General features: G+C 62.4%; 24 protein-coding genes and 1 tRNA gene. 11 read left to right on the top strand and 14 right to left on the bottom strand.

Features of this window, described 5'->3' with window-relative positions:
* Positions 1-14 precede the first annotated feature (14 nt).
* The 10 genes from ACRTG1_RS12870 to ACRTG1_RS12825 form a co-directional block, all read right to left on the bottom strand.
* Complete coding sequence (locus ACRTG1_RS12870; RefSeq protein WP_432516226.1) at positions 15-3,101, bottom strand: molybdopterin dinucleotide binding domain-containing protein; 3,087 nt, start codon at positions 3,099-3,101, stop codon at positions 15-17.
* Positions 3,094-4,251, bottom strand: a complete 1,158-nt coding sequence (gene nrfD / locus ACRTG1_RS12865; protein WP_317087882.1) for an NrfD/PsrC family molybdoenzyme membrane anchor subunit — start codon at positions 4,249-4,251, stop codon at positions 3,094-3,096. The genes ACRTG1_RS12870 and nrfD overlap by 8 nt, the downstream gene beginning before the upstream one ends.
* Positions 4,232-5,011 (bottom strand): sulfate reduction electron transfer complex DsrMKJOP subunit DsrO, encoded by a 780-nt coding sequence (gene dsrO, locus ACRTG1_RS12860; RefSeq protein WP_113155460.1) that lies wholly within the window; start codon positions 5,009-5,011, stop codon positions 4,232-4,234. The genes nrfD and dsrO overlap by 20 nt, the downstream gene beginning before the upstream one ends.
* Positions 5,012-5,357: 346 nt before the next feature.
* The gene (gene radC / locus ACRTG1_RS12855) at positions 5,358-6,113 is read right to left on the bottom strand and encodes a RadC family protein (RefSeq protein ID WP_206546353.1); all 756 of its coding nucleotides are present in this window, start codon (positions 6,111-6,113) and stop codon (positions 5,358-5,360) included.
* Positions 6,114-6,184: 71 nt separating this feature from the next.
* Positions 6,185-7,012, bottom strand: a complete 828-nt coding sequence (map, locus tag ACRTG1_RS12850) for a type I methionyl aminopeptidase (RefSeq protein WP_113155458.1) — start codon at positions 7,010-7,012, stop codon at positions 6,185-6,187.
* A gap of 57 nt (positions 7,013-7,069) precedes the next feature.
* Positions 7,070-7,771, bottom strand: coding sequence for a DNA/RNA nuclease SfsA (gene sfsA / locus ACRTG1_RS12845; RefSeq protein WP_113155457.1), 702 nt, complete (start codon positions 7,769-7,771; stop codon positions 7,070-7,072).
* A gap of 61 nt (positions 7,772-7,832) precedes the next feature.
* Positions 7,833-8,807 (bottom strand): hypothetical protein, encoded by a 975-nt coding sequence (locus ACRTG1_RS12840; RefSeq protein ID WP_210344230.1) that lies wholly within the window; start codon positions 8,805-8,807, stop codon positions 7,833-7,835.
* 148 nt (positions 8,808-8,955) lie between these two features.
* Positions 8,956-9,031 (bottom strand) — tRNA-Glu (locus ACRTG1_RS12835).
* 81 nt (positions 9,032-9,112) lie between these two features.
* Positions 9,113-10,261 carry a D-Ala-D-Ala carboxypeptidase family metallohydrolase gene (locus tag ACRTG1_RS12830; protein WP_432516225.1) on the bottom strand — a complete coding sequence of 383 codons (1,149 nt, stop codon included), beginning with the start codon at positions 10,259-10,261 and terminating at the stop codon, positions 9,113-9,115.
* 280 nt (positions 10,262-10,541) lie between these two features.
* Positions 10,542-12,371, bottom strand: a complete 1,830-nt coding sequence (locus ACRTG1_RS12825; protein ID WP_113155455.1) for a PHA/PHB synthase family protein — start codon at positions 12,369-12,371, stop codon at positions 10,542-10,544.
* Between the two features lie 200 nt (positions 12,372-12,571).
* On the opposite strand from ACRTG1_RS12825, the gene ACRTG1_RS12820 reads away from it, so the two are divergent.
* From ACRTG1_RS12820 to recJ, 5 genes are all read left to right on the top strand, one after another.
* Positions 12,572-12,928 (top strand): hypothetical protein, encoded by a 357-nt coding sequence (locus ACRTG1_RS12820; protein ID WP_432516224.1) that lies wholly within the window; start codon positions 12,572-12,574, stop codon positions 12,926-12,928.
* 84 nt (positions 12,929-13,012) lie between these two features.
* Positions 13,013-14,233 (top strand): LL-diaminopimelate aminotransferase, encoded by a 1,221-nt coding sequence (locus ACRTG1_RS12815; RefSeq protein ID WP_206546348.1) that lies wholly within the window; start codon positions 13,013-13,015, stop codon positions 14,231-14,233.
* A gap of 40 nt (positions 14,234-14,273) precedes the next feature.
* Positions 14,274-15,587 carry a homoserine dehydrogenase gene (locus ACRTG1_RS12810; protein ID WP_113155453.1) on the top strand — a complete coding sequence of 438 codons (1,314 nt, stop codon included), beginning with the start codon at positions 14,274-14,276 and terminating at the stop codon, positions 15,585-15,587.
* Between the two features lie 140 nt (positions 15,588-15,727).
* Positions 15,728-16,705 (top strand): class II fructose-bisphosphatase, encoded by a 978-nt coding sequence (gene glpX / locus ACRTG1_RS12805; RefSeq protein WP_113155452.1) that lies wholly within the window; start codon positions 15,728-15,730, stop codon positions 16,703-16,705.
* A 260-nt stretch (positions 16,706-16,965) separates the two neighbouring features.
* Entirely contained in the window at positions 16,966-18,747 is a 1,782-nt protein-coding gene (recJ, locus tag ACRTG1_RS12800; RefSeq protein WP_432516223.1) for a single-stranded-DNA-specific exonuclease RecJ, read from the top strand.
* A gap of 9 nt (positions 18,748-18,756) precedes the next feature.
* On the opposite strand, the gene ACRTG1_RS12795 is transcribed toward recJ, so the two are convergent.
* The 3 genes from ACRTG1_RS12795 to folE all read right to left on the bottom strand — a co-directional run bounded on the left by ACRTG1_RS12795 (position 18,757) and on the right by folE (position 21,040).
* Positions 18,757-19,740 carry a patatin-like phospholipase family protein gene (locus ACRTG1_RS12795; protein ID WP_371685904.1) on the bottom strand — a complete coding sequence of 328 codons (984 nt, stop codon included), beginning with the start codon at positions 19,738-19,740 and terminating at the stop codon, positions 18,757-18,759.
* 188 nt (positions 19,741-19,928) lie between these two features.
* On the bottom strand, positions 19,929-20,375 hold the full coding sequence (gene hisI, locus ACRTG1_RS12790) for a phosphoribosyl-AMP cyclohydrolase (protein ID WP_113155450.1): 447 nt from the start codon (positions 20,373-20,375) through the stop codon (positions 19,929-19,931).
* Positions 20,375-21,040, bottom strand: coding sequence for a GTP cyclohydrolase I FolE (gene folE / locus ACRTG1_RS12785; protein ID WP_113155449.1), 666 nt, complete (start codon positions 21,038-21,040; stop codon positions 20,375-20,377). The genes hisI and folE overlap by 1 nt, the downstream gene beginning before the upstream one ends.
* A 243-nt stretch (positions 21,041-21,283) precedes the next feature.
* Between folE and ACRTG1_RS12780 the strand changes: the two genes are divergently transcribed.
* The 4 genes from ACRTG1_RS12780 (at position 21,284) to thrS (ending at position 24,591) form a co-directional block, all read left to right on the top strand.
* Positions 21,284-21,730 carry an iron-sulfur cluster assembly scaffold protein gene (locus tag ACRTG1_RS12780; RefSeq protein WP_432516222.1) on the top strand — a complete coding sequence of 149 codons (447 nt, stop codon included), beginning with the start codon at positions 21,284-21,286 and terminating at the stop codon, positions 21,728-21,730.
* 2 nt (positions 21,731-21,732) lie between these two features.
* Positions 21,733-22,074: a membrane protein insertion efficiency factor YidD gene (yidD, locus tag ACRTG1_RS12775; protein ID WP_113155447.1), complete on the top strand. Its 342-nt coding sequence runs from the start codon at positions 21,733-21,735 to the stop codon at positions 22,072-22,074.
* Positions 22,071-22,490 carry a DUF2267 domain-containing protein gene (locus ACRTG1_RS12770; RefSeq protein ID WP_113155446.1) on the top strand — a complete coding sequence of 140 codons (420 nt, stop codon included), beginning with the start codon at positions 22,071-22,073 and terminating at the stop codon, positions 22,488-22,490. The genes yidD and ACRTG1_RS12770 overlap by 4 nt, the downstream gene beginning before the upstream one ends.
* A gap of 124 nt (positions 22,491-22,614) precedes the next feature.
* The gene (gene thrS, locus ACRTG1_RS12765; protein ID WP_432516221.1) at positions 22,615-24,591 is read left to right on the top strand and encodes a threonine--tRNA ligase; all 1,977 of its coding nucleotides are present in this window, start codon (positions 22,615-22,617) and stop codon (positions 24,589-24,591) included.
* A gap of 77 nt (positions 24,592-24,668) precedes the next feature.
* Here thrS and ACRTG1_RS12760 read toward each other — a convergent pair whose 3' ends face one another.
* The gene (locus ACRTG1_RS12760; RefSeq protein ID WP_113155444.1) at positions 24,669-25,562 is read right to left on the bottom strand and encodes a hypothetical protein; all 894 of its coding nucleotides are present in this window, start codon (positions 25,560-25,562) and stop codon (positions 24,669-24,671) included.
* Positions 25,563-25,784: 222 nt separating this feature from the next.
* Between ACRTG1_RS12760 and ACRTG1_RS12755 the strand changes: the two genes are divergently transcribed.
* Both ACRTG1_RS12755 and ACRTG1_RS12750 read left to right on the top strand, forming a co-directional pair.
* On the top strand, positions 25,785-26,345 hold the full coding sequence (locus ACRTG1_RS12755) for a nitroreductase family protein (RefSeq protein WP_210343945.1): 561 nt from the start codon (positions 25,785-25,787) through the stop codon (positions 26,343-26,345).
* Positions 26,345-26,953 carry a flavin reductase family protein gene (locus ACRTG1_RS12750; protein ID WP_206548891.1) on the top strand — a complete coding sequence of 203 codons (609 nt, stop codon included), beginning with the start codon at positions 26,345-26,347 and terminating at the stop codon, positions 26,951-26,953. Before ACRTG1_RS12755 ends, ACRTG1_RS12750 begins: the two co-directional genes overlap by 1 nt.
* Positions 26,954-26,994 lie beyond the last annotated feature (41 nt).

Here is a 26,994-nt window from a genome sequence, read left to right as displayed (position 1 = left end):
TCGTTGGGCTTTGATCAGGCAGCGCGGACCCGGATCGGCAGGCCCTGACGCACGGATGCGCCTGACACGGGCTCCAGCCAGGTGCCCAGCGTCTGCCGTGTCGGGTCGGCAAAGCCCAGATCGTTGATGTTGACGCCGGCCGCAATCCACGGATTGCCGGCCATGGTCCTGTCGTCGATCACATGATCGCGCGCGCCCAGCTCCGTATGGCCGAAACTGTGCTCGATACCGATCGTGCCGGGCATCACGCCATTGGTGACGATCGCCAGTCCGCGAATGGCGCCACCGGGGCTTTCCACCACGATCTCGTCACCATGGGCGACGCCGAGCGCCGCCGCATCCTCGCTGTTGACGAGCATGGGGTTGTAGGGCTTGATCATGCGCAGCCGCTCAAGCCCGATGGCATAGCTGTTCATCACGTTCGACTTGTAGGAGAAGGCGAGCATCGGCCATTCCTCCTCGGTGAAGTGATCGCGCATGGGTGAACCATCGGCCATGACCGGCGGCTGCAGCTTTGCAGTGCCGAACAGGCGCTTGCCGGTCATGCTGTCGACGCAGGTGCCCACATCCTCGTTCCAGACGCAGAGCTGGCGCTTCCACAGATTGCCGAGCGTATCCCCCTTGCGCGCGTCGGCGAAAGTCTGGAACCGGCCGCCACGCGAATAAAGATGCGCCACGGGGCCGCGCTCTTCTGCCGGCAGGGTGGCCTCGATGGCCGGCAGAAGGCGTTCCAGGCCCGAGAAGCGGATGTCTTCTTCGCTGGCGTCGGGAAGCGTCTCGCCGGTGAAGGCGATGTTGGCCGCCGCACGCAGGTAGAAGTCTTCCGCCCGGTTGAGCGGATGCTTGCCGCCATTGGCGTCGGTGATGGCTGCATCGCCAAAGCCCTTGAGGCCGAGACGCTTGGACAGTGCGATGAAGAAACTGTCCATGCTCACGGGCTCGCCGTCCTGCGTCTTCGCCTGACGTGGCTCGACGATGGGCCAGCAGGCCGTGGTCATCTTGGTCAAGTTGCCCGACCAAGCGCCCGTGAAGCCCCAGACTTCATACATGACCGAATCCGGCACGATGTAGTCGGCGTAGGTGTTGGTCTCGTTGATGAAACCATCCACGGCCACATAGAGCGGCAGCACTTTGGGATCGGCAAGCTTGTCGCGCAGCACGGCCCTGAGGCCGGCCTGGCCGTACATCGGATTGCACATGACGCCGATCATCGCCTTGATCGGGTAGGGATATCCTTCCACGGCAGCGGTGATGTGGTCGGTCAGGACCGGCGGCGCCAGCCGACGCCAGGGCGCACGGGCCGGGTAGGGGTTCTTGCCCTCGGCCTTGAGACGCTTGAACTCGCTCGTCTTCTCATAGGGGAAGCGCGAGCGCGACAGGAACACGCCCTTTGGCTTGCGCGCGCCTTGGAAGCCCGCGAGGTCGTAGCGGGGGCCTCCGGCAGTGCCGTTGAAATTGCCGCCGCCATGGGCGTTGCCGCCGGTGTGGTTGATGTTGCCGAGAAGCACGTTGAGCAATTGCAGCGAGAAGGCTGCATAGAAACCGGCACCCGACATCATGCCGCCATGGCAGTCGACCACGGCGGTGCGGCCATGCTCGGCCAGCTTGTCGGCCATCTCCTGCATGCGCGCGACGGGGATGCCGCAGGTCTCCGACATTTCGTCCAGCGTGTGCGCTTCCGCCTCGTCACGAAGCAGACGCAGGCCGGTGCGCACCTCAATGGTGTTGCCATCCGCCAGCGTGACGGTTTCAGCGGCAAAGAGCGCTGCCTGATCGACGGCGTTGGCCGGCACGATCTGGCCATTGGCATCCACGACCATGGGCGCATCGTCCTCGCTACCGGCTTCCTTGAGGCCGAGATCGGACTCGCGCAGGAAAGCGCCGGCGCGCGGATGGTTCTCGTCGATGATAACCAGATGCGTCGCATTGCTGTTGGAAGGCTCGCCGGCGGCTCTGGCGGCATCCGGGTTGGGGATCGCCAGATAGTCGGCCGCATAGCCTTCATTGTCGAACAGGAGCTTGATGAGCGCCATGCCGAGCGCGGCATCGGTGCCCGGCTTGACCGGCACCCAGTTGGCGCGTTTGCCGGCGGCGCGCGCGACCGAGGCGTTCAGCGCCGGATCCACGACCATGTATTCGAGCGAACCGTCGACACGCGCCTTGGACAGAAGCCGTCCCTGCCGCTTGAACGGGTTGCCGGCCTGTGATGGCGCGGTGCCGACGAACAGGCCGAACGTGGCCTTTTCATAGTCGGGCTTTACATGGGCGTTCTTGGCGAGATCGTTCATCATCGCGCCCGCGCCCATGCGGAAGGCGAGGCCGCAATAGGAGCCGTGATGGCCATAATTGCGGGTGCCGAACGCCTTGTCGGAGAAACGGCGCAGAAGGGCCGAACGTCCATAATCGGTGGCTTCCATGACCAGAAGCTGGTTGGTCATGGGGCCGTATTCGGGGTTTTCCGGGTCGAGCGGCGTCTCATAGTCGTTGATCGCGGCAAGTCCGTCCACCTGGCCTTCGCCGAACAGATCGCCGCCCTCGACGATTTCCTCGATGAGCTGCTCGAAGCTGATCGTCTCCCACTTGCCTTCGCCGCGTTTTCCCGTGCGCTTCAGGCACGCGGTGACGCGCTGCGGGCTGGTCATCTGCGCGATCATGGCATTGCCGCGCGCGCAGGTGGTGGAGCGGTTGGCCCAGCCCTGATCGGCATAGGCGGTGGTGCGCAGGAGCGCATCCTTGACCGGCATGGTCTCGTCGGTGTGCACCTCCGAGGACAGCGGGTTGAACGGGTTGCCGATCGAGCGCAGCACCTCTTCGGTGTTGTTGTCGATGCGCACCCGCACGCCGCATTTGGTGGTGCAGCCATAGCAGACGGTGAAGGCGACGCGCTGGTCGGGATTGAGCTCCATCGCGCCGGTTTCGAGATCGACCCTGTATTCGGGATCGAGCGCATTGCCGTAGACGGGGTGGCGGGGCTTTTCGCCCGAGCTGCCGGTCAGGCCCTTGGCCATGCGGGTCAGCGGCTCGGAATAGCCGGCGACGAAAGTGGCTGCGCCGGCGGCGGCAACGCCACCCTTGAGCAGGTTGCGGCGGTTCTTATCCATGGCTGGGAACTCCCTTGGCGGAGATGTCGGTCTTTTCTGCGGGCGCATCGGCGGGGCCGTCGAGCGCCTGTTTCCACGGTACGAACATGTCGATGACGAGCAGGAGGGCGATCCAGAGCCCGAAGGTTCCGATCACGCCGAGCCAGCCGCTGGACCCCCAGCCAACCACATATTCGAGATAGCCGGCGGTCTGCTTCTGCACCGTCTGCACGTCCATCAGCACGTTCCAGCGGGCCATCCAGGCGAGATGCAGCGCCACCAGCCCGATGATCCAGCCCCAGATGCGCGCGCCGTTGCGCCACACGAGCAGGAAGCTGACAAGCGTCATGGATGCGCCGATGGAGAGGCTCCAGATGGCCGTGGATCGCCATTCGGCGCTGTGGCGCACCGACTGGATGGCGGCTGCGACGGAGCTGTCTTCCACGAAGATTCCCTCAAGCGCCCAGGCAAGGGCCACAAGCGCCGTCACCACCGCGGCGGCGACAACCACCATCAGCATGTTGCGGTCGGTGTCGGCGTCGCGCGTGCCGGTGAAGCGGTTGAGCACGAGCACCAGACCGGCAGCGCCGATGAAGCCCGTGGCTGCGAAGAAGGGCAGGAGCCATTGCGTGTTCCACAGCGGACGACCTTTGAGGATGGCCACTTCGCTGCCGGTGTAGATGGCAATGGCGAACGACATCACGGCAGCGAACAGCGCAAGTGCAACGACTGCGAAGCGCGGGGTCTGCCAGCCGCCAAGCGTGGCGATGCGGGCGATGAGGCCGGTCATGTCGTCACGCGTGCGCCAGGCCAGCATGGGCTCGCGCCAGACAAGCCAGGCGAGCGCTATGATCGCGAAGACGAAGGGCGGCAGCATGAGGCTGCCGATGGACATCCACGACCACGGTGTGAAGTAGGCATAAAAATGCCAGAACCGCAGCGGCTGATGCAGATCGGCCAGAAGCGCGATGGGGGCAACGATGGCGGTTGTCATCGCGCCAAGGAGCGCATAGCGCGCCGTCGCCTTCCAGCGGCGTGCGCCGAGAAGACCCGGCAGGGCCAGCCAGAGCGAGGCATAGGCCAGCGCAATCATGAAAAAGTACTGCACGGCCCATGGGTACCAGGCGATCTGGTAGCGTGGCGCGAGGATCTCAATGACCGCTGAATTCATAGTGCAACTCCTCATTGTCCGTGCCACGGATTTCCCAGATCGAGGCGAAGGCCTCGGGGCGGTCGACGAAGCGTTCATCCATGCCGAGATAGAAGACGTGCGGCAGCGTTCCCTTTTCGGGCTGCAGAACCTGCAATTCGTCCCGGTGCTCGGCGATCATGCGGGCAATGGTGCTTTCGGGATCGTTCAGATCGCCGATGATGCGCGCGCCGCCGACGCAGCTTTCAACACAGGCCGGCAGAAGACCGGCTTCCAGCCGGTGGGTGCAGAATGTGCACTTGTCGGCGGTCTGCGTCTTGTCGTTGATGAAGCGCGCATCATAGGGGCAGGCCTGTACGCAATAGGCGCAGCCGACGCAGCGTTCCGCATCGACGACGACGATGCCGTCTTCCTGCTGATAGGTGGCCTGCACCGGGCAGACCGGCACGCAGGGCGGGTTGTCGCAGTGATTGCACAGCCGTGGCAGGAAGAAGGTCGACATGTCGCCCGTCTCAGGATCGTCGACCTCATATTGCGACACGATGGTGCGGAACTTGCCCAGCGGCGCATCGTTTTCCAGATGGCACGAAACCGTGCAGGCCTGGCAACCGATGCAGCGGCGCAGGTCGATCAGCATGGCGTAGCGCTTTGTGGGATCACCGCCGCGACGCGGCGGCTGGTCGTTGATGGCGGCTTCCGCCACCGTGGCCAGTGGCACGAGGCTGGCGCCCGCGGCAAGCCGCGCGAGCTGCCCCATGAACATCCGTCTTGCAAGATCCATGTGACCTCCAATGAGTTTGGCTAGCCCGCGAATCTGCAGGCAGGCATTGCTACGAAAGTCGTAGCCCGGAGGTTCGAGGTGGAATTTGACCAGAGTCAAAATTCCAAAAATATCAATGAGTTATGCTTTTTAGCATGGGTGCGATGCATTTCTGCATGCCTTGTTGGTAAATCGGCCGCGTAGCAGCGCTGCCCTGCCATTGCTGTCTGGCGGGGCTTCCCGTTTCGCGCGGGATGGTGGGCGCAGGCTAGAGCATCGGCCCGAAAATCGGAATCGATTTTCGGAAAGCACGATGCGCAGTTTCAATAGGTTAGAGCGTCCTTTGTGCATCTGAATGCACGGCGCTCTAGAAGAGCTGTAGCCCCTTGAAGCTCACATGGCCGTTCTTGCCGATGATGATGTGATCATGCACGGCGATGCCGAGCGGCGTCGCGGTTTGCACGATGGTTTTGGTCATCTCGATATCGGCGCGTGACGGCGTCGGGTCGCCCGAAGGGTGGTTGTGCACCAGCACCACGGCGCTCGCCGACAGTTCCAGCGCGCGCCGAACGAGTTCGCGCGGATAGACCGGTGTGTGGTCGACCGTGCCGGTCTGCTGCACTTCGTCGGCAATGAGCTGATTCTTCTTGTCGAGGAACAGGACGCGAAACTGTTCTATCTGCTCGTGCGCCATGGAGGCCATGCAATAGTCGATGACCTGTGACCAGGAGGTCAGCAGGTGGCGGCCGCGCAGTTCGGCTTTCAGCATGCGTCGGGCGAGGGTGGCGGCAATCTTGAGATCGCGTGCGGCAGCCTCGCCAATGCCTTCCACTTCCTGCAGAAGGCGCTCTGGCGCGCCGAGCACTTCGGGGAGTGAACCGAAGCGCTCCAGAAGGGCCTTTGCCGGCCCCTTGGTGTCTGCGCGGGGAATGGAGCGGAAGAGGAAGAGTTCGAGAAGCTCGTAATCCAGAAGCGCTTCGCTTCCATTGTCGGCGAAGCGCTGCCGTAACCTGTCTCGATGGCCGTGATAGTGCGGTTTTCGCGCTGGCTTTGCGCGTTCTATCTTCGTGGTCGGTCCGACTGGCCCTTCAGCAAAGAATGTGTGCTCGTCCTGCCTGCCCATAAGTGCCTCCCCCCTTGCACCGCTCAAACAGGCGTGAGTCCGCAACGGACTGCACGCACCGGTAGAGCAGTTTAGGCGGAGAGGCCGGGGCGGTCGAGCCCTGCAGGCGAAAGGGTGAAGATTTCACAACCGGTTTCGGTGACGCCGATTGAGTGCTCATACTGAGCCGAAAGCGAGCGGTCGCGCGTCACGGCCGTCCAGCCATCCGAGAGCACCTTCACATGCGGACGGCCAAGATTGATCATCGGCTCAATGGTGAAGATCATGCCAGGCCGCATCTCGACGCCTTCGCTCGGAGTGCCATAGTGCAGAATGTTCGGCGCGTCGTGGAACAGCTGTCCGAGGCCATGGCCGCAGAAATCGCGCACCACAGAGCAGCGCTCGCCTTCCGCATAGGACTGGATGGCGGCGCCGATTGCGCCGGTGCGTGCACCCGGCTTTACGGCGGCGATGCCGCGCATGAGGCATTCATGCGTGACTTCGAGAAGCCGTTCGGCCGCGCGCTTGATCGTGCCCACCGGATACATGCGGCTCGAATCGCCGTGCCAGCCGTCGAGAATGTAGGTGACGTCGATGTTCACGATGTCGCCTTCGCGCAGCGGCTTGTTGTCTGGAATGCCGTGGCAGACCACATGGTTGATCGAGGTGCAGGTGGACTTTGTGTAGCCGCGATAGTTGAGCGTCGCGGGAATGGCGCCATGGTCCATGCCGAACTCGAAGACGAAACGGTCGATCTCGTTGGTCGTCACGCCCGGCGCGACGCGGTCTGCCAGCTCATCAAGGCAGCGCGCCGTGAGGTTGCACGCCTTGCGCATGCCTTCAAAGCCCTCTTCGCCGTAAAGGCGGATCTGGCCGGTATTACGCATGGGGGCGGAGTCTGCTTCGAGATAGGTGACCATGGGGCTTTGGTTCGCTTGCGCTTTGTTCAATAATCGTTGTGCCGGATTTTGCGGCTTTTATCGCACGATGTCTATCAGACGATCCGGGCGGATGGCTTCAGGGGTGATTTGGCATTTGATGGCGTAAGCTTCAACCCCGGCGGCGCTGGCCTGCGCAAAAGCCGCAGCATAGGCGGGGTCCAGATCGCCACAGAGGCGGAAGCGGTCGCAGTCGCCGCGCTGCACCAGATAGATCATGATTGCGCGGTGGCCGGCGGCGCGCATGCCGATGAGCTCATGCAGGTGCCGCGCGCCGCGCTCCGTGACCGTGTCGGGGAACTCGGCCAGCCCCGGCTCGCGCATGAAGTGGACGTTCTTGACCTCCACATAGGCGCAGGCGCGGTCTGCGGCCTCCAGAAGCATGTCGATGCGCGAGCGCTCTCCGTAGCGTTGCTCGCGCTTCAGGACGGGGTAGGCGGCAAGATCGGAAACGAGGCCGGCGCGGATTGCTTCTTCGGCGAGCCTGTTGGGCAGGCCGGTGTTGATTCCGACCAGCGTGTCGTCCGCCTCCACGATCTCCAGGCGATGGGCGTATTTGCGCTTGGGATCGTCGGAGTGGGAGAGAAAGACGCGTGACCCTTCAGCGGTCAGGCCCAGCATGGAGCCGGTGTTGGGCACCGAAACCGTTGTCTGCGTTCCATCCTGCAGGATGACATCGGCCAGGAAGCGCTTGTAGCGGCGGATCAGCCGGGCTTCGATCAGGGGCTCTGGAAACTGCATTTGGGCCTTTCCGAAGGGAGAGTCTTTTCAGCGGGTTGCGTGGGCTTCTGCAAGCGCTGATTCAGGTGGACGGCTGGCCGTGGGCACTTATCGCTGCGCGCTTACGGTAATAACGGCCGAGCACGAGCGGCGTCAGATACATGGGGATCTGATAGCAGCCGATAAAGAGCAGAAGTGAATCGGTGACGCTCGCAGGAAGCGCAGTGAGGAAGAGGCCGATATTGCGGTTGCCGGCGGCAATGCCCAGAGGCGCTGCAATGGCTTTGGAGCCGGAGCGTTCCAGAAGTGTGGTCACGGCAAGCTGCAGAAGAAAGTTCGCTGCGAAGGCAATGGCGAGGTTGAGACCCACGAGGGCGGGGTCGACCAGCAGGGTTTCGCCAACGGCGGACATGAGCCCCACAACGACCACACCCATGAGAATCGCGGAAAGACCGTCGATCGAGCGTATGGCGGCGGGGCCGGGACTGCGTAACGCGAATCGGCGCAGCAGGAAGGCAGCAGAGACCGCCAGCGCGATAACGGCCAGCAGACGGCCTGCGGCCGCCAGAATCACGTCAGCGCTCCCCAGCGCGGGCGTGAGCCAGAATACGGGCAGAACGGTGAGTGGCAGGAGCGCGGTGCCGAGCGTCATGACCCGCATGACCGGTGCAGGATCGTTTCCCGTCATGATCGCCAGATGTGGGCTGCCGGAAACGGGCGCGGCTGCGGCCATGAGCACCAGAGCGGTGGGCAGAACGCCGGTCCAGCCGATGGCGAGGAAGAAGAGGGCGAAAGCGAGGGGAAGCGCCAGCTGAAAGGCGAGCGTGGCGACCAGTGACTGCCTCAGGTCGCTCAATGCGCCGATGAGGGCTCTGGGGCCGACGCGCAGCGCTGCAAGAAAGAGCAGGCCGGCGATCATTTCCGCAATCCATGGCTTTGCGGCGTGTGCTGCTGCCGGAGAAGCGATTCCCGCCACAAGCCCGGCTATCAGAAAGAATCGCGCATGCGAGGCTGCAAAGCCGAGCGTATTCGAAATGGCGGTCAGTACGCCCTGCATTCTCCCCGCCTTTCTCCCAAGGTCTCGACGGTAGGCGACTGGCCATGTGTCGAAGACATCTGCATCCGACAAGTACGCGGACTGCGAGAGCGGGTCAAACCGAAGCATTCGGCTGACGTTTTACTATGTGCAATTTCGGGAAAGAAACTGGCACGCCCAACGGGACTCGAACCCGTGTTTCCGCCGTGAAAGGGCGGCGTCCTAGACCGCTAGACGATGGGCGCGCTCGAGAACGAGACGGCTTATAGTAAGCTTCGCTGCATGGGGCAACCCATCAATTGATGGAACATGCATTTTTTTCAAAATTATTTTCTGCGGCGGCAGCGCCAGTTCCAATCGCGCTCCGGACCGACGTCCACATGCACGGATTTCGTGTGGCAATAGGTGCCTACACCACCACGGCCCGGCATGGAGCGAACGAACTTGGCCAGCTCCCATTTGCTGACGCCCGAAATCTGGATGTCGGCTGCCGCGCAATACATGTGCAGCGACTTGCGGGCGCCACGGACGCGACGGTTGTAGTTGGGGCTGCGATAGCCGGAGGTAACGACGATTCGTTTGCCGTAGTGGCGCTCAATGGCCTTGAGCATGCCAACGAGCGCTGGCTTCAGGCAGGCAGTGTCGACGCTTTCGCGCTGCTTGAGGAGGCCATTGGGCGCAAGGCGCGCCATGCCGGCCGCAGAGGCGACCTGATAGGCAGGCTCTTCTTCGTAAATGTCGGCGTCGGCATCATCGTCCGCGCCGGACTTGCTCGAGAATTCGAACAGGCTGTCACCCTGGCGCACGCCGGGAAGGGCCGCGCCGGTGCCGAGGGATGCCGTTACGGGCCGGCTCTCGGAGGTGGCGGCGAGAACCACTTTGGGTTTCTCTTCGGCCTTCTTTTGCGTCTTCTTCGGGTCGATGAGCGGGCGGGCCGCTCTTTCCGCGGCCTGGGCGGCCTTCGGCTCGCGAGCCGAGAAGAAGGCGGCAAGGAAAGTCTGTTTCTTGGCGGATGCTTCCGCCTCGGCTGCTGCGACGGCTTCTGCCTCCGCGGTTTCTGTTTCCGCCGGGCGGGCTGCAGGCTGGGGAACCTCTGCGGCGGCTGTCTGCGTCGTGGTTTCGACAGCCTGTTGCGCTGCGGTCTCTACCGGCGCTGTCTCGCCGGCCGGGGGCTGCTCATTCGTCTGAGCGGTCTGTGTCTGGGGTTCCGGGGCCGGGGTGGCCGCCGTTTGGGAGCCGGGGCGCGCTGCCGGGAGTGGAACACTGCTGCCTTCAGCGGCATTCTCTTCGCCGGGTGCTGCGGCAATAAGGTCGCTGTCGCTGGCCTCAAACCCGTCTTCGCCGGCGCTCGCCTGCAAATCGGTCGGTGTCAGGCCGAACTGCGTTACCGGATCTGATGTGGTGGAGCATGAAGCAAGAAAAAGAGCGCAAAGAACGCTGGCAAGGCTCGCACGCCCGCTACTCATCAACTTCATACAGCGCTTTCCGCTCTCGTCCCCCAGCAACAGAAGTCTGCCCCCTCATATGAATTCACGAACCAAACAACCCATGCCCGGTTACGGGCATGCAGCCACCGTTTGTCTGCTAACGAATCTTGGTCCCCATGTGGATAACTATCATAGGCGTTAGAAAACAATTAAGGCAACAACATGTTAGCTTTTAAGCATAGGCCAGAGACCCGGCTCAGTGCGTAAAAGCTTCTTTCGTTCGGTTACAACGCGTGATCAAGGTTTTGGTCCTTATCCAAGGGCGTGATCAGGCGCGGGTGCGAACATAATCTCCGGGTGCGTCGGCCAGAGCTTTCTTGCCTTTTGCGGGTTTGCGCGCCTTTACCTCTTCCTTGTCGAGGCCGGTGATCCATTCGTGCCATCTGGGCCACCAGGAGCCCGCGTTCTCCTTCGCCTGCGCCATCCAGTCGTCCAGTTCGCCTTCAGGCTTCGGTCCGCTCCAGAACTGGTATTTCTTCATCTCGGGCGGGTTGATCACGCCGGCGATGTGGCCGGACCCCGCGAGCACGAACTCCACCGGTCCACCGAAGAAACGGCTTCCCAAAAAGACGGATTTCGCAGGCGCGATGTGATCCTCGCGGGTGGCGAGGTTGAAGATCGGTATGTCGACATCTTCCAGATGCAGCGTCCTGCCGCGCAGCACCGCGCGACCCTGCGAGAGATTGTTCTCCAGATAGCAGTTGCGCAGGTAATAGGAGTGGTTCGCCGCTGCGAGCCGGGTGGAATCGGAGTTCCAGTAGAGAAGGTCAAAGGGCAGGGGCGCCTGACCGCGCAGGTAGTTGTTGACCACATAGGGCCAGATCAGGTCGCCCGCGCGCAGCATGTTGAAGGCGGTGGCCATGCGTGTGGCGTCCAGAAAACCGCGTTCACGCATTGCCGCGTCCAGCGCCTTTATCTGCTCTTCATCGACAAAGACCTTGAGATCGCCGGCAAAGGTGAAGTCCACCTGCGTTGTGAGGAAGGTTGCAGACGCGATGCGTTGCTCACCCTCTGCCGCCATCAGCGCGAGGCCTGCGGCAAGCAGCGTGCCGCCCACGCAATAGCCCATTGCGTTGACCTGCTTCTCGCCCGTCGCCTGTTCGATCGTGTCGAGCGCGAAGCGAATGCCCTCATCAATGTAATCACCCCAGTCCAGACAGGCGTGGCGCTCATCCGGGTTGATCCACGAGATGACAAACACCGTGTGGCCCTGTTCCACCGCCCAGCGGATGAAGGAGCGCTTGGGGTTGAGGTCGAGAATGTAGAACTTGTTGATCCATGGCGGCACGATGAGCAAGGGCCGCTTGAAAGCTTTCTTGGTGGTCGGCTCGTATTGCAGCACTTCCACAAGCCGGTTGCGGGCGATGACCTTGCCCGGCGTGGTGGCGATGTTCTCGCCCACCTTGAACTTGGAGGCGTCGGACTGGCGCAGTTTCAGGTCGCCCTTGCCAGCGGCGATGTCCTCGGCGAGCATGCGCATGCCGCGCACGAGATTTTCGCCGTCGCTCGCCATGGTTTCACGGTAAAGCTCGGGATTGGTGAGCAGGAAGTTCGACGGCGAGAGGGCCTGGCTCATCTGCTCGACATAGAAGCGGGCCTTGTGGCGCGTCGCCTCATCCAGATTGTCGGCTCCATCAACCAGGTCGGCCGCCCAGCGCGCGGTAACCAGATAGGCCTGTTTCAGGAAGCTGAAAAAGGCGTTGCGGCCCCATTCGGGGTCCTGAAACCGCTTGTCCCTGTCGGATGCCGGCGCATAGTCGGCGATGTTGTCTTCGCTCATGCGGCGGATCGCATTCGCCCAGATGCCCATGAACTCGCCAAAGAGCCGCGTCTGCGCCTCCAGTGCGCGCGCCGGATCGCTCAGCCAGTATTCACTGACGCGGGAGAACGTTTTGACCATGTCGGCGAGGGGCGCTGCGGAAATGTCGGTCGATTCGCCACTTTCGCGGGCCTGCCTCCAGGAGGCGGCCGCCTTGCCGAGCTCTTCGAGCGCCTGCGCCAGATTCTGCGCAAAACGCTGCGGATCTTTTGCGAAATACTGCTCTACCGTGCTGTCTGCTTGGTTTTCTGCGCCATTGGTCTGCTTTTCATGAGCCATGTTCTGCGCCTACAACCTAAACGCGCCTTTCAACGGGCGCGGTGTTAACATAATCTGACGGGAGGCTCCCCCTCTGCCATCATGCATGGTAGTGGCTTGAATCGGAAGAGAATATGAAAATCAAATCTCACGGCGGTTTTTTTCGCGCAGTCGCGCTTCTCGCTCCGGTGGTTGCGTTGCCGCCGATTCTGGGGGGGTGCATGAGCGCAAGCCTGGAGGATGCAGCGCCCGCCGCCGCCCTCCGCACGCCGCCCGTGGCTCCACAACCCGCCCCGCGCACGGCGGCAACGCCGTCGCAGAAGCCGACACCGGGTGCGCCCACACCGGGTGCAAATGTGACCGGCGCGTATCCTGACCTGAATGTGCCGCCGGCCTCGGCGACCGCGCCCATCGCGCCTTCGGAAAAGGATGCGCTGATGCGCGACCTGACAGCGACGCGGCAAAGGCTGGAGAACAGTGCGCCGGCAAATAATGCGGATGCCGAGGCGCGCCGTCTGCGCAATCTGGCGAAAACCCATGCCGAGCGGCAGCTTCAGGAAATCGAAAAGACCGAGTAGGGACGGGGTTCCTGCTCTCGACCGTTGACGGGATTGGGTATATGAGGACCGGGCGCGGCATCGCGCATCCCGTTTTGAGGTACGATGATGGAAGAATTCCATAAGATCCGCCGGCTTCCGCCTTATGTTTTCGAACAGGTAAACCGCCTGAAAGCCAGCGCGCGAGCGCGCGGCGCGGACATCATCGATCTCGGAATGGGCAATCCCGACCTGCCGACGCCGCAGGCCATTGTCGACAAGCTGTGCGACGTGGTGCGCGATCCGCGCACGCATCGCTATTCTTCTTCGCGGGGCATTCCGGGATTGCGCCGTGCGCAGGCGGCTTATTATGAGCGCCGCTTTGGTGTGAAGCTTGATCCCGAGACCCAGATTGTCGCGACGCTTGGCTCGAAGGAAGGTTTTGCCAACATGGCCCAGGCGATCACCGCGCCGGGCGATGTGGTTCTTTGCCCGAACCCGACCTATCCGATCCATACATTCGGCTTCATCATGTCGGGCGGCGTCGTGCGCGCCATTCCCGCCGAGCCGGATGAGAATTTCATTCCCGCGCTTGAACGCGCGGTGCGCTATTCGACGCCAAAGCCGCTGGCGCTGATCCTCAACTATCCGTCAAATCCGACGGCCTGTATGGCGTCGCTCGATTTCTACAGGGACGTCGTTGCGTTCGCCCGCAAGAATGACCTCATCATTTTGTCGGATCTCGCCTATTCGGAAATCTATTTCGACGGCAACCCGCCGCCCTCCGTTCTGGAGGTTCCGGGCGCAATGGATGTGACGGTGGAGTTCACCTCCATGTCGAAGACCTTCTCCATGCCCGGCTGGCGCATGGGGTTTGCGGTCGGCAATGAGCGTCTGATCGCAGCGCTCTCGCGGGTGAAGTCCTATCTGGACTATGGCGCGTTCACGCCGATCCAGGTGGCTGCTGCCGCCGCGCTCAATTCCGATGGCTCCGAGATCGAAGAGGTGCGCGAGGTCTATCACCGCCGCCGCGATGTGCTCGTCGAGTCTTTTGGTCGCGCAGGCTGGGAGGTTCCGCCTCCGCCGGCCACCATGTTTGCCTGGGTGCCGATCCCCGAAGCCTATCGCGCGCTTGGCTCGCTTGAGTTTTCCAAGCTGCTGGTCGAGAAGGCGGAGGTGGCGGTCGCGCCGGGCATCGGTTTCGGCGAGTTTGGCGATCAGCATGTGCGCATTGCACTGGTGGAGAACGAGCACCGGATTCGCCAGGCGGCGCGCAGCATCAAGCGCTTCCTTGCAACGGCGCCCGAAAACACCGACAACGTCATCCCGCTCGGCGCCCGTCGCTGAGTCCCACTTACAGACTGTTCAAGAAGGAGCACGCCGCATCATGTCCGAAGCGTTGCGTATTGGAATTGCGGGTTTGGGAACCGTAGGAGCTTCTGTCGTGCGCTGCATGACGGAGAAGGAAGCGGAACTGACCAGGCAATGCGGACGCATGATGACGCTCACGGCTGTCTCGGCGCGCGACCGAACCCGTGACCGTGGCGTCGATCTCGGCAATGCAAAGTGGTTCGATGATCCGGTGGAGCTCGCCCGTTCGTCTGATATCGACGTGTTCGTCGAACTGATCGGCGGCGATAGCGGCCCTGCCTATGACGCGGTGAAGGCAGCGCTTGAGGCTGGTCATCACGTGGTGACCGCCAACAAGGCGCTTCTGTCCAAACATGGCGTGGCGCTGGCGACGATTGCTGAGGAAAAGGGCGTTCTCCTCAACTATGAGGCGGCGGTCGCTGGCGGCATTCCGGTCATCAAGACCATGCGCGAAGCGCTGGCCGGTAATGATGTGAGCCGCGTGTTCGGCATCATGAATGGTACGGCCAACTACATTCTGACGCGGATGGAAGAAGAGGGGCTTTCCTTTGAGGACTGCCTCGCAGAGGCTCAGCGTCTTGGTTATGCCGAAGCCGATCCGACCTTCGATATCGAGGGACACGACACGGCGCACAAGCTCTCGATCCTCACGAGCCTTGCCTTTGGCTGCCAGATCTCGGCTGACGACATCTACATGGAAGGCATTTCCAACATCAGCCAGGCCGATATTCGCGCCGCCAGCGAACTCGGCTACCGCATCAAGCTTCTGGGCGTCGCGCAGCGCACCGACAGCGGCATCGAGCAGCGCGTGCACCCGACCATGGTTCCCACGCAGTCCGTGATCGCTCAGGTGCACGGCGTGACCAACGCCGTGGCAATCGAGACCGATGTTCTGGGCGAGCTCCTGCTCTCCGGCCCCGGCGCCGGCGGCAATGCGACGGCCTCTGCCGTGATCGGCGACATGGCGGATATCGCCAAGAGCCGGCCCGGCTTCCAGCATGGCCCGGTCTTCGGGCGTCCGGCCGCGAAGCTGAAGCCTTACCAGCGTGCGCGCATGCGTGCGCATGAGGGCGGCTACTTCATCCGCATGACCGTGCATGACCGCGCCGGCGTGTTCGCAGCCATTGCCAAGCGTATGGCCGATAACGAGATTTCGCTGGAATCCATCGTTCAGCACGCCGATGGCGGTCTGCCGGAGGATCAGAAGAACGTGATTCTCGTGACCCATGAGACCACCGAGGAAGCCGTGCGCAAGGCGGTGGATGGTGTGATTGCGGACGGTCACATGGTCGACAAGCCCCAGGTTATCCGCATCGAGCGGGCAGCCTGACGCAGGTTTAGCGTCTGTCACATTTATTCAATCGATTCATGTTTTTGACGGGGCGGTGAGGGACTTGCCGTCCCGCGCCGTCTTTGTCACAAGAAGCCGGCCCGCTCATGGGGAGCGGAAGAACATCAGGATTTGAGTCAATGTTGAAAGCCTCGCAGGCGGGTCTCGACCGCATTCTCACGCTGGAACTCGTTCGTGTGACGGAGCGCGCGGCTGTGGCTGCAGCGCGGCTGCGCGGACGTGGTGACGAGAAGGCCGCCGATCAGGTGGCCGTCGACGCGATGCGCTCCGAACTCAACCGCCTGCCCATTCAGGGCACGGTGGTGATCGGCGAAGGCGAACGCGACGAAGCGCCGATGCTTTACATCGGTGAGGAAGTGGGCGTGGGCGAAGGCCCGGAAGTCGACATCGCGCTCGACCCGCTGGAAGGCACCACGATCTGCGCCAAGAACCTGCCGAACTCGCTGGCGGTGATCGCCATCGCAGAGCGCGGCAGCCTGCTTTATGCGCCCGACGTCTACATGGAAAAGATTGCCGTCGGCCCGGGCTATCCCGAGGGCGTTGTCGATCTCGATGCGCCGGCCGTGGAGAACATCGAAGCGCTGGCCAAGGCCAAGGGCGTTCCGGTCAATGAGATCACGGCCTGCATTCTCGATCGTCCGCGCCATGCGCGCCTGATCGAGGAAGTGCGCGGCACCGGCGCTGCAATTCGCCTGATCGGCGATGGCGACGTGGCCGGCGTGATCCACACGACCGACCCGGACGAAACCGGCATCGACATCTATCTGGGCATCGGTGGCGCGCCGGAAGGCGTTCTGGCGGCTGCCGCCCTGCGCTGCATTGGCGGCCAGATGCAGGGACGTCTGCAGCTCAACACCGAGGAAAAGGTGGCGCGCGCGGCCAAGATGGGAATTTCCGATCCCGCCAAGGTCTACCGCATGGACGAGATGGCCAAGGGCGACGTTCTGTTCGCTGCGACCGGCGTGACGGACGGCAACCTGCTTTCAGGCGTGAAGTTCGGCCGTGACCAGATCTCCACCCACACCATCGTCATGCGCTCTTCTTCGCAGACGGTGCGCGAGATCATCGCCCGCCACCAGGATCTGGACAAGTTTTAGAGCATCGGACCGAAAAGTGGGATCCGGTTTTCGGGTCATTCCGATGCTCCATCAATGATTTAGATCGTCCTTTGTGCGTCCTGATGGACGCACGGCGATCTAATGCATCGGACCGAAAAGTGGAGGGGCGGCTTTCTGGGCGCTCCGACGCTTGATCAATAGGTTTAGATCGTCCTTTGTGCGTCCGAGAGGACGCACAAATATCCAGGCGGGTTACGGCCCGCTTGCCTTTGTTCGGCCGCTGTGAAACGTAGGCGGTAATGACTGGCGAAAAACGGTATTTCCTCGATGTCCGGCACTCCGCACGCGGTCTTGCGTGGGAGCATCGGCTTGACCTGCGCGGCGAGAACGCTGCGCTGGCCATGGCGCAGACCCATGGCATTCCCGAAATCGTGGCGCGGGTTCTGGCCGGTCGCGGGGTGGATATCGATGATGCAGAGCGCTTCCTCGATCCCACCATTCGCGATCTCTTGCCAGATCCGGCAACGCTGACCGACATGGACAAGGCTGCCGAGCGGCTCGCCCATGCGGTGCGGCGCGGCGAAAAGGTGGCGATCTTCGGCGATTACGACGTCGATGGCGCTGTTTCCTCGGCCATGATGAAGCGCTTTTTCGGGCATTACGGCATCGATGCCGAGATCTATATTCCCGACCGCATTTTCGAGGGCTACGGCCCCAATCCCGACGCGATGCGCGACCTTGCGGGGCGTGCGAGCCTCATCGTTACCGTCGATTGCGGCGTCAACAGCGCCGCCGCCATCGCCGCCGCCAACGAGGCGGGCGCGGATGTGGTCGTGCTCGATCACCACCAGGTGGGCGGCGATCTGCCGGATGCGGTTGCGGTGGTGAACCCCAATCGCGAGGACGATCTTTCCGGCCAGGGGTTCCTGTGCGCTGCGGGCGTCGTGTTTCTGGCGCTTGTCCAGACCGCGAAGCATCTGCGTCAGGGCGGTGTCTCCAAGCCGCCGCCGAACCTGCTCGGCCTTCTTGATCTGGTGGCGCTGGGCACGGTCTGCGACGTGGTGCCGCTCGTTGGCGTCAACCGTGCTTTCGTGGTGAAAGGGCTTGTGGCCGCGCGCCAGATGAACACGCCGGGACTGGCTGCGCTGGCGCGGGTGTCGCGCATCGGCGAACCGCTCAACCCCTACCATCTGGGCTTCATGATCGGCCCGCGCATCAATGCGGGCGGGCGCATCGGCAATGCGGCGCTGGGCAGCAATCTGCTCGCCAGCGACGATCCGGCCGAGGCTGCCAAGATCGCCGAGACGCTCGACCGGTTGAACACCGAGCGGCAGGAAATGGAAACGGTGATGCTGGCCGAGGCGAAGGCGGAGGCCGATGCAGAACTGATTTCGGGCGAGGGGCCTGCGGTTCTGGTAACGGCAAGCGACCGCTGGCACCCGGGCATTGTCGGGCTGCTCGCCTCCCGTCTCAAGGATCACGCAAGGCGACCGACCTTCGCCATCGCCTTCGGTCCGAATGGCAAGGGCACCGGCTCCGGCCGCTCCATTCCCGGTTTCGATCTCGGCAAGATCGTGCGCGAGGCGGTGGCCGAGGGCATTCTGGTCAAGGGCGGCGGGCATGCGATGGCTGCCGGCATTACGGTTGAGCGCGAGAAGCTTGGGCCGCTGCGCGCCTTCTTCGAGGAGCGGGCGGCGAGTGCAGTAAAGCGGCTGCGCGACGCTGAGAGCCTCAAGATCGATGCAGCGCTTTCTGCCGATGGCGCGAACCTTGCGCTGCTCGATGCACTGGAGACGGCCGGGCCTTTCGGGTCCGGGCATTCGACGCCGGTTCTGGCGCTGCCGCGCCACCGTCTGGCGGATGCGCGTGTGGTGGGCAATGGCCATATCCGCGCCGAACTGCGCTCACAGACCGGCGCGCGCATGGAGGCGATTGCTTTCCGTGCGGCGGAAACGGATCTCGGCAATTTCCTGTTTGGCAATCGCGGTGCGACCATTCACGTGGCGGGCACGCTGGCGGCCAATCACTGGAATGGAAACAAGCGTATCCAGTTGCGGCTGCAGGATGCGGCCAGCGCCTGAGGGCTGCGCCTATCCAAGGACCGTGAGCAGGCGTTCGAGTTCGGTAAGCCGGGCCTGCGTGGTTTCGTAACCGATGGTGATCGCCTCGTCAGCGCGGTGAAATTCCGTCAGGCCGATATGGCCGAGCTTGGGCTGAAGCGACAGGTCGGGCGGGTCGCCGGCCATGCGCGCCCGTGAAATGCGATCCTGAATGATGTTGAACGCCTCGACCATGACGCCGGTGATGCCAAGGCGCTGATCGCGCTGCTGCGGCCCCTTGTCGACCACCAGAGACGCAGTCTCGCCTTCCTCGCTTTCCTGCGGCATGTCGGCGGAATGCTTGATGACGGCGGCGCGGCCAAACAGGTCGTAATGCAGGTTCACCGCCATGACCAGAGGCTGCTCATAGGCGCGGCAGGCGGAAACGGGAACCGGATTGACCAGCGCGCCGTCCACCAGAACGCGGCCATTGCAGGTGACGGGTTCGAAAACGCCGGGCAGCGCATAGGACGCGCGCATGGCGGTGATCAGCGATCCTTTCGACAGCCAGATTTCATGACCGGTGCGGATTTCCGCCGCGACACAGACGAAGGGTTTGGCGAGGTCATCGAAGGTGACGTCCTGAAGGTGCTCCTGCATGCGGGCCGTTAGTTTCATGCCGCCGAACAGGCCGCTGCCGCCAAAATTGATGTCGAGCAGGCCGAAGATGCGGCGTTTGGTGAGGGACCGTGCGAATTCTTCCAGCTCATCGAGCTTGCCAGCCAGATAGCAGCCGCCGACCAGTGCACCGATGGAGGTTCCGGCAATCATGCCGACGGGGATCTGGGCTTCATCGAGGGCGCGGAGGACGCCGATATGCGCCCAGCCACGGGCCGCGCCGCCGCCAAGAGCCAGGGCAATGCCGCCTTTTTCAGGCGCGGGCGCTGGATCAAGCGGGGGCGGTTCCGGCGAAATCACGTCGATTTCCCGGTTTTCCTGTTTCCTGCGTAGAGATGCCCAATCGAGCATGTTCATCTCCTCGTCCCCGGAAGCATCATGCCCGAGGACTGTATCGAATTGGTGAATATGCGTCGCTGTGGCGAACCGAATGGTTCAACGCTGCCTCACCGAGGAACGCGGCTACTACCCCTTCCCAGTAGATGGGCGCTCCCGAGGAGAAAGTCTACGCTTCGGGCGTTCAAGAAATCGAGACCGACTTTCGGTCAGGCATGTCCGTCTTTGTCGTCCAAAGGCTTCATGCCGAGGTCGACCAGAACCGGTTTGCCGTCGCGAATGCTCACATTGCGGTAGAAGCAGGTGCGGCGACCGGTGTGGCAGGTTGCGCCATCGCCGGCGACGCGTACGCTCAGATGCACCGCATCCTGATCGCAGTCGGTGGCGATGGAGACGATGTGCTGGACATTGCCGGAGGTCTCGCCCTTCTTCCACAATTTGCCGCGCGAGCGCGACCAGTAGTGGGCGATGCCGGTTTCAAGCGTCATGGCGAGAGACGTGGCGTTCATGTGCGCCACCATCAGAAGTGCATTGGTGTCGGCGTCCGTCACCACGGCCGTGATGAGGCCATTGGCATCGAAGCGCGGAGAAAAAGCCGCGCCCTCTTCGAGCGCGGCCTTGTCGGATGGGGCAGGGGGAAACGTGAGTGTGGTCATCAGCCGTGTTTGTCGCGCAGCATGGTCATGAAGCGCGCCTGTTCCTGAAGGTCTTCGCGATAGGCGCCGGTGAAGGTCGTCGTCAGCGTGACCGAACCCTGTTTGCGGATGCCGCGCATGGCCATGCACATGTGCTCGGCTTCCACGAGAACGGCAACGCCGCGCGGCTTCAGGACGTCCTGAATCACATGGGCGATCTGCGCCGTCATGGCCTCCTGCGTCTGCAGGCGGCGGGCGAAGATGTCGACCACGCGGGCGATCTTGGATAATCCGACCACCTTGCCGTCCGGCAGATAGGCGACATGCGCCTTGCCGATGATCGGCACCATGTGGTGTTCGCAATGGGAATGGAACGAGATGTCCTTGATGAGGACCATGTCGTTATAGCCCTGCACCTCCTCGAAGGTCCGGCCGAGTTCTTCGGCGGGACACTGGTCGTAGCCGGAGAACATTTCGCGATATGCCTTCGCGACGCGCTTGGGCGTCTCGATCAGGCCCTCACGGTTGATGTCGTCGCCTGTCCAGCGCAGCAGCGTGCGAACGGCGTTTTCGACCTCTTCCTGAGAGGGGCGATCAGTAACTGCTTTGTCCATATAGGAATTCTTCTCCGCAGTGGCTTCACCCTTATCGGCATGAGGCGGAAAGTTCTTGATAATGGCGTCCATAGAAGGCGTCTCCCGTAGTTCCTGTCTCAGCAGGAACGAGTTGAACGGTTCACGGCCTTATCCAGCGGGTATTGGAGAAAAATTCTCAGCCCGGCCCGACAGTGGCGTGCGCGAAACTGGAACCCGCAGCGGCATCATGCCTTGTCGCGGGCCCATAGCGATCATTATATAAGTGCCTTGAAGCAGAAGGAAAGATGCCGAAACGACTTTGATTTGTTTCGGCTGCGGCAGAGCGGGAAAACCATGCTGGACGATGTCTATAACGCAAAAATTCTTGGCTTTGCCGGCAATATTCAGCGTGTTGGACGGCTGGACAGTCCCGATGCCACGGCAAAGGCGCATTCAAAGCTTTGCGGCTCCACCGTCATTGTCGATCTCAAGATGGAAGGCGACACGGTCACAGACTTTGCACATGAGGTGAAGGCCTGTGCGCTCGGTCAGGCATCGTCCTCGATCATGGCTGCCCATGTGGTGGGGGCGAAGGCTGATGAGCTGCGCCATGTGCGCGACGCGATGTACGCCATGCTCAAGGAAGAAGGCCCGCCGCCGGCCGGCCGCTTCGAGGATCTGAAATATCTGGAGCCGGTGCGCGGCTACAAGGCGCGCCATGCTTCCACGCTTCTCACCTTCGATGCGGTGGTGGATGCCATCGACCAGATCGAAAAGGCGCGCGCTGGCGCTGCCGCCTGACGATGGCCCAGCCCATTCGCAGCCGCAACTGGCAGGGGCCCTGGCCGAAGACGCCCGGTCGCCTGTTCGGAACGGCTTTCGTGCGGCTCTACCAGCTCACCCTGTCGGGCTTCATCGGCAATTCCTGCCGGCATTTCCCAACCTGCTCGGAATACACCTATGAGGCGATTGCCCGGCATGGGCTGTGGTCGGGCGGCTGGATGGGACTTTTCCGCGTGGTGCGGTGCGGGCCGGGCGGCACGCATGGGATCGACCCGGTGCCCGATGTGCTGGAACAAGACCTGAAATGGTGGACGCCGTGGCGCTTCTGGCGGGTGGCGCGGCAGAAAGGCGAGCATTCATGACGGTGCCGATGGACTATCTTTACGCCAGCCGCGATTTCCGACGTTTTCTCGATGCGGTGAAAAAGCAGTCCATGCGCGGTTCGCATAATCAGAGCTATGCGATGACGCGCGCCGTGCTGCACGTGTTTCGCAGCCACGTGCCGGTGAAGGACGCGCTGGCCTTTGCGGAAGTCCTGCCACCGCTCCTGCGGGTGATCTTCATTGAAGGCTGGGATGTTGAGGCAGAAGTCACTCCGTTTCCCGATCGTGAAACGCTGCACCGGGAGATGAAGGCCGTGCGGGAACCGCACAACACTGCGCCTGAAACCGCCATTGGAGATGTCGCCGCTGTCCTGCGTGCGGAGGTTGGCGAGGAGCGGCTGCGGCGGGTGCTTGGCGCCATGCCAATAGGGGCGGAAGACTACTGGCTGAAATAGCCGCGACACTACTGCCGCCGGTTTGCCCTTTACCTTCGCTGGCGAAATGCTTATTTCGGGCCCGCAAACCCAAAATGCCCAAACCACCCGCGCTCGTTGGCGGGACTGGATAAGGAGAAGACCTATGGCCGAGGCCGTTTCCCTGAAATTTCCCGATGGCTCCGTTCGCGATTATGACGCGGCGACGACCGGCGCTGACATTGCAGCCGGCATCTCCAAGTCGCTCGCCAAGAAGTCCGTCGCCTATGCGCTCGATGGCACGGTGCGTGACCTTTCCGAGCCTGTGGGCACGTCCGGCGATATCGAGATCGTCACCCGTGACGACCCGCGCGCGCTGGAACTGATCCGTCACGATGCCGCGCATGTGCTTGCCGAAGCCGTGCAGGAACTGTGGCCCGGCACCCAGGTCACCATCGGTCCGGTGATCGAGAACGGCTTCTATTACGACTTCGCCCGCAATGAGCCCTTCACGCCCGAAGACCTGCCGGTCATCGAGAAGAAGATGGCGGAGATCATTGCGCGCAACAAGCCTTTCACCAGGGAAGTCTGGTCGCGCGACAAGGCCAAGGAAGTGTTCGCCGAAAAGGGCGAGAGCTACAAGGTCGAGCTGATCGACGCGATCCCCGAGGATCAGGACGTCAAGATCTACGCGCAGGGCGACTGGTTCGACCTCTGCCGTGGACCGCACATGGCTTCCACCGGTCAGATCGGCAAGGCTTTCAAGCTGATGAAGGTGGCCGGCGCCTATTGGCGCGGCGATTCCAACAATCCGATGCTGACCCGCATCTACGGCACGGCCTGGCACACGCAGGAAGAGCTCGACCAGTATCTCCACATGCTGGAAGAGGCCGAGAAGCGCGACCACCGTCGCCTTGGCCGCGAGATGGACCTGTTCCATTTCCAGGAAGAAGGCCCGGGCGTCGTGTTCTGGCACTCCAAGGGCTGGCGCATGTTCCAGAACCTTGTGAGCTACATGCGTCGCAGGCTCGCAACCGATGGCTATGATGAGGTCAACGCTCCGCAGGTGCTCGACAAGAGCCTGTGGGAGACCTCCGGTCACTGGGGTTGGTACAAGGAGAACATGTTCAAGGTCGAGTGCGCGGACGACGAGGCGGAAGACACCCGCACCTTCGCACTGAAGCCGATGAACTGTCCCGGTCACGTGCAGATCTTCAAGCATGGCCTGAAGTCCTACCGCGACCTGCCGATCCGGATGGCCGAGTTCGGCAATGTGCATCGCTACGAGCCTTCGGGCGCGCTGCACGGCCTGATGCGTGTGCGCGGCTTCACGCAGGACGACGCGCACATCTTCTGCACGGAAGACCAGCTTGCGGCTGAATGCCTGAAGATCAACGACCTGATCCTCTCCACCTATGCCGATTTCGGCTTCAAGGAGATCACGGTCTTCTTCTCCACGCGGCCTGAAAAGCGCGTCGGATCGGATGCGCTGTGGGATCACGCCGAGGAGATCATGACGGGCGTTCTCGAAAAGATCGCCGCCTCGGACAGCCGCATCAAGACGGCGATCAATCCGGGCGATGGCGCGTTCTACGGGCCGAAGTTCGACTATGTTCTGAAGGACGCCATCGGCCGCGAATGGCAGTGCGGCACGACGCAGATCGACTTCAACCTGCCGGAGCGTTTCGGTGCGTTCTACATCGATCAGGATTCGGAGAAGAAGCAGCCGGTCATGGTGCACCGGGCGATCTGCGGCTCGATGGAGCGTTTCCTCGGCATTCTGATCGAGAACTTTGCCGGTCACTTCCCGCTCTGGTTCGCACCGGTGCAGGTGGTGGTGGCGACGATCACGTCCGATGCCGACGAATATGCGCTGAAAGTGACGGAGACGCTGAAGGAGGCCGGACTTCTGGCCGAGGTGGATCTGCGCAACGAGAAGATCAACTACAAGGTCCGCGAGCACTCGCTGGCCAAGGTTCCGGTGATCCTCGTCTGCGGCAAGCGCGAAGCGGAAGAAGGCACGGTGAACATTCGCCGGCTGGGAAGCCGCGATCAGGCGTCCATGTCGCTGGCCGATGTGACCGCCATGCTGGTCGAAGAGGCAACGCCGCCGGACCTGAAGCGCAAGGCTGCAAAGGCCTAGAGCTGTAAGGCGCTCAAAATGAAAAAGCCCCGCTGGATGCAGCGGGGCTTTTTCATTTCTGCGATGTGTTCCGGTTTTCAGTCGGGAAACTGATTGCGCGTGTCGAGCAGATCGGTTGGCAGCAGTTCCACATCCTGATTGCGGCCGGGCACGACCGAAAAGTCGCGCTGGTAGATGCGGTCGCGGTTCTTGGCGACAATCGTGTAATTGCCTTCGGCAAGAACCATGGAGGCGTAGGCGCTGACCGTTTCGTAGACGATTTCGCCCGTGTCGGTCAGAACCGACCAGGCGGTATCGGCAATGGCTTCGCCGCCGCGTTCGCGCACAAGCTTCATGGTAAGGTCGGCGGCGCGGTGCTCCACCGTCGCTTCCGTCAGCTTGCCGGCTTCCACGCGGATGTCGGAGCGGATCGCTGCGTTGATGTCTCCGTAATTGGAGACCACGTGATAGGTGCCGGAATTGAGCCGGACGATGCTGCCGGGCTCGACCTTGGGCAGGATCAGCGCGCCGTCGCCGATATTGTCTTCCGTCGCCTCATAGATGGCAAAGCGCAGCTGGTTCTGCGGAATGCGCACGCCGCCGGGCAGGATCGCGTTGAGCTTGAGACCGCCGGCATCGAGGAACAGGTCTTCGCGCATGGGCTCGCGGCTGACCGTGATGCGCTTTGTCACGCCTGCGCGTCCATAGGCGGCATGGACGAGATAGCTGCCTGGGGCGAGTTCGAAGACGCTGTTGCCGCCGCGCGCGGTTGCGACGAGCGGCAGTTTGTCATCGGGGCCGGGCTGCGTGCCGAAAATACGCCAGACGAGACCGTTCGGGATTTCGTCGCCGCCTTCGTTCAGATGCGCGACCAGCGTGACCTCGCCGGTGTCGGCAATGGCGAGCGCATCATCCACGGAGGCGGGGGCATAATTGTTGAGGCCGGGCAGGCGCAGGCCGTCGACGGCTTTCGCCGCATCCTCCTGCGCCATGACGTTCGACGCCTGAAAGGACAGCGTGCACAGGGCGAGAAGAGACAGAGTCGTTTTAAGTGAACCGCGCATAGCTGACATGAAGCCCAAGGCGGTGGCAATTTCAAGGCGATTATGCGATCTGGTTCCAGCGAAAAGCCAGCTTTTGCCAGCCAGACAACCTGTTTCAGGCAATGCAGATCCCACAGGAGACAGACAGTGCATCCATCCGTGCTTGATTTCATGCTCGCGCGCCGCTCCACGCCGGTGAAAGACCTCGCGGAACCAGCTCCTTCCGACAAGGAAATCGAGACCATCCTGACCGCAGCCTCGCGCGTGCCCGATCACGGGCGACTGACACCCTGGCGCTTTATTCTCTATCGTGGCGATGCGCGCACCGAGATTGGCGAGGCACTGGCCAAACGCGCGGTCGAGCGTGAGGGCGAGCTGCCGGAAACGCGTCTGGAGCAGGAGCGCAACCGCTTTTCCCGCGCGCCGCTGGTGATCGGTGTGGTTTGCGTGCCCAAGGAAAGCCCGACCATTCCCGAATGGGAGATGTTCCTGTCTGGCGGCATGGCAGCCATGAACCTTATGATTGCAGCCAATGCGCTCGGCTATGGCACCAATCTCATCACCAACTGGTATTCCGACGATGCGGAAGGTCGCCGCATTCTGGGGCTGGCGCCGCAGGAGCGCGTGGTCGGCTTCGTGCATATCGGTTCCTATGATGTGGAACTGGTCGAGCGGCCGCGCCCTGCGCTGGACGCCATTGTTTCCGATTACTCCGGCCCGTGGGAAGCATGATGTTTTTCGAACCCTCCAAGGGGCATGGCCTGCCGCATGATCCGTTCAAGGCGATCGTCTCGCCGCGTCCGATCGGCTGGATTTCGACCCTGTCGAAGGACGGAACGGCAAACCTTGCGCCTTACTCCTTCTTCAATGCGATCTCGTCCAATCCGCATCTGGTGTTTTTCTCTTCGGAAGGGGCGAAGGACAGCGCCACCCATGCGGAAGAAACCGGCGAGTTCGTCGTCAATCTTGCAAGCCATGATCTGGCCGAGCAGCTGAATGCAAGCTCGGTCGATGCGCCGCGCGGTGTCAGCGAGTTTGCCTTTGCCGGACTTACGGAAGCCCCATCGACGCTGGTTGCGCCGCCGCGCGTGGCCGAATGCCACGCCGCGCTTGAATGCAAGGTGACCGAAGTGCGTCGTCCGCTCGGCCTCGATGGCGCGTGGGCCGGCGTCATCGTTGTCACCGGTGAGGTGGTCGGCGTTCACATCAGCGATGCCGTTTTGAAGGACGGCATGTTCGATGCCGTTGCTGCCGGCAATCTCGCCCGTCTTGGATATCGTGACTATTCGGCTGTGACCGAGGTGTTCCAGATGACGCGCCCCCAGTGGAAGGGTGACTGACGCGCCAGGGCAGTCGGAGTAGCCCGGTTTTCGGGTTAATC

Source organism: Nitratireductor sp. PBL-C9 (assembly GCF_050877045.1).
Taxonomy (GTDB): Bacteria; Pseudomonadota; Alphaproteobacteria; order Rhizobiales; family Rhizobiaceae; genus Nitratireductor; species Nitratireductor aquimarinus.
The sequence above is the reverse complement of the archived record's forward strand: the minus strand, read 5'-3'. Positions and strand labels throughout refer to the sequence as shown.

What these genes read in the sequence shown, in the direction of transcription:
- ACRTG1_RS12825 (WP_113155455.1), bottom strand. Translation starts at nt 12,371, where the DNA reads ATGGCTCATGAAAAGCAGACCAATGGCGCAGAAAACCAAGCAGACAGC.
- sfsA (WP_113155457.1), bottom strand. Translation starts at nt 7,771, where the DNA reads ATGCAGTTTCCAGAGCCCCTGATCGAAGCCCGGCTGATCCGCCGCTAC.
- hisI (WP_113155450.1), bottom strand. Translation starts at nt 20,375, where the DNA reads ATGACCACACTCACGTTTCCCCCTGCCCCATCCGACAAGGCCGCGCTC.
- yidD (WP_113155447.1), top strand. Translation starts at nt 21,733, where the DNA reads ATGGCCCAGCCCATTCGCAGCCGCAACTGGCAGGGGCCCTGGCCGAAG.
- ACRTG1_RS12770 (WP_113155446.1), top strand. Translation starts at nt 22,071, where the DNA reads ATGACGGTGCCGATGGACTATCTTTACGCCAGCCGCGATTTCCGACGT.
- ACRTG1_RS12815 (WP_206546348.1), top strand. Translation starts at nt 13,013, where the DNA reads ATGATGGAAGAATTCCATAAGATCCGCCGGCTTCCGCCTTATGTTTTC.
- dsrO (WP_113155460.1), bottom strand. Translation starts at nt 5,011, where the DNA reads ATGGATCTTGCAAGACGGATGTTCATGGGGCAGCTCGCGCGGCTTGCC.
- radC (WP_206546353.1), bottom strand. Translation starts at nt 6,113, where the DNA reads ATGGGCAGGCAGGACGAGCACACATTCTTTGCTGAAGGGCCAGTCGGA.
- ACRTG1_RS12870 (WP_432516226.1), bottom strand. Translation starts at nt 3,101, where the DNA reads ATGGATAAGAACCGCCGCAACCTGCTCAAGGGTGGCGTTGCCGCCGCC.
- ACRTG1_RS12755 (WP_210343945.1), top strand. Translation starts at nt 25,785, where the DNA reads ATGCTCGCGCGCCGCTCCACGCCGGTGAAAGACCTCGCGGAACCAGCT.
- nrfD (WP_317087882.1), bottom strand. Translation starts at nt 4,251, where the DNA reads ATGAATTCAGCGGTCATTGAGATCCTCGCGCCACGCTACCAGATCGCC.
- ACRTG1_RS12830 (WP_432516225.1), bottom strand. Translation starts at nt 10,261, where the DNA reads ATGAAGTTGATGAGTAGCGGGCGTGCGAGCCTTGCCAGCGTTCTTTGC.
- ACRTG1_RS12795 (WP_371685904.1), bottom strand. Translation starts at nt 19,740, where the DNA reads ATGAACATGCTCGATTGGGCATCTCTACGCAGGAAACAGGAAAACCGG.
- ACRTG1_RS12840 (WP_210344230.1), bottom strand. Translation starts at nt 8,807, where the DNA reads ATGCAGGGCGTACTGACCGCCATTTCGAATACGCTCGGCTTTGCAGCC.
- map (WP_113155458.1), bottom strand. Translation starts at nt 7,012, where the DNA reads ATGGTCACCTATCTCGAAGCAGACTCCGCCCCCATGCGTAATACCGGC.
- ACRTG1_RS12820 (WP_432516224.1), top strand. Translation starts at nt 12,572, where the DNA reads ATGAGCGCAAGCCTGGAGGATGCAGCGCCCGCCGCCGCCCTCCGCACG.
- recJ (WP_432516223.1), top strand. Translation starts at nt 16,966, where the DNA reads ATGACTGGCGAAAAACGGTATTTCCTCGATGTCCGGCACTCCGCACGC.
- glpX (WP_113155452.1), top strand. Translation starts at nt 15,728, where the DNA reads ATGTTGAAAGCCTCGCAGGCGGGTCTCGACCGCATTCTCACGCTGGAA.
- ACRTG1_RS12810 (WP_113155453.1), top strand. Translation starts at nt 14,274, where the DNA reads ATGTCCGAAGCGTTGCGTATTGGAATTGCGGGTTTGGGAACCGTAGGA.
- thrS (WP_432516221.1), top strand. Translation starts at nt 22,615, where the DNA reads ATGGCCGAGGCCGTTTCCCTGAAATTTCCCGATGGCTCCGTTCGCGAT.
- ACRTG1_RS12760 (WP_113155444.1), bottom strand. Translation starts at nt 25,562, where the DNA reads ATGGCGCAGGAGGATGCGGCGAAAGCCGTCGACGGCCTGCGCCTGCCC.
- ACRTG1_RS12750 (WP_206548891.1), top strand. Translation starts at nt 26,345, where the DNA reads ATGTTTTTCGAACCCTCCAAGGGGCATGGCCTGCCGCATGATCCGTTC.
- ACRTG1_RS12780 (WP_432516222.1), top strand. Translation starts at nt 21,284, where the DNA reads ATGCTGGACGATGTCTATAACGCAAAAATTCTTGGCTTTGCCGGCAAT.
- folE (WP_113155449.1), bottom strand. Translation starts at nt 21,040, where the DNA reads ATGGACGCCATTATCAAGAACTTTCCGCCTCATGCCGATAAGGGTGAA.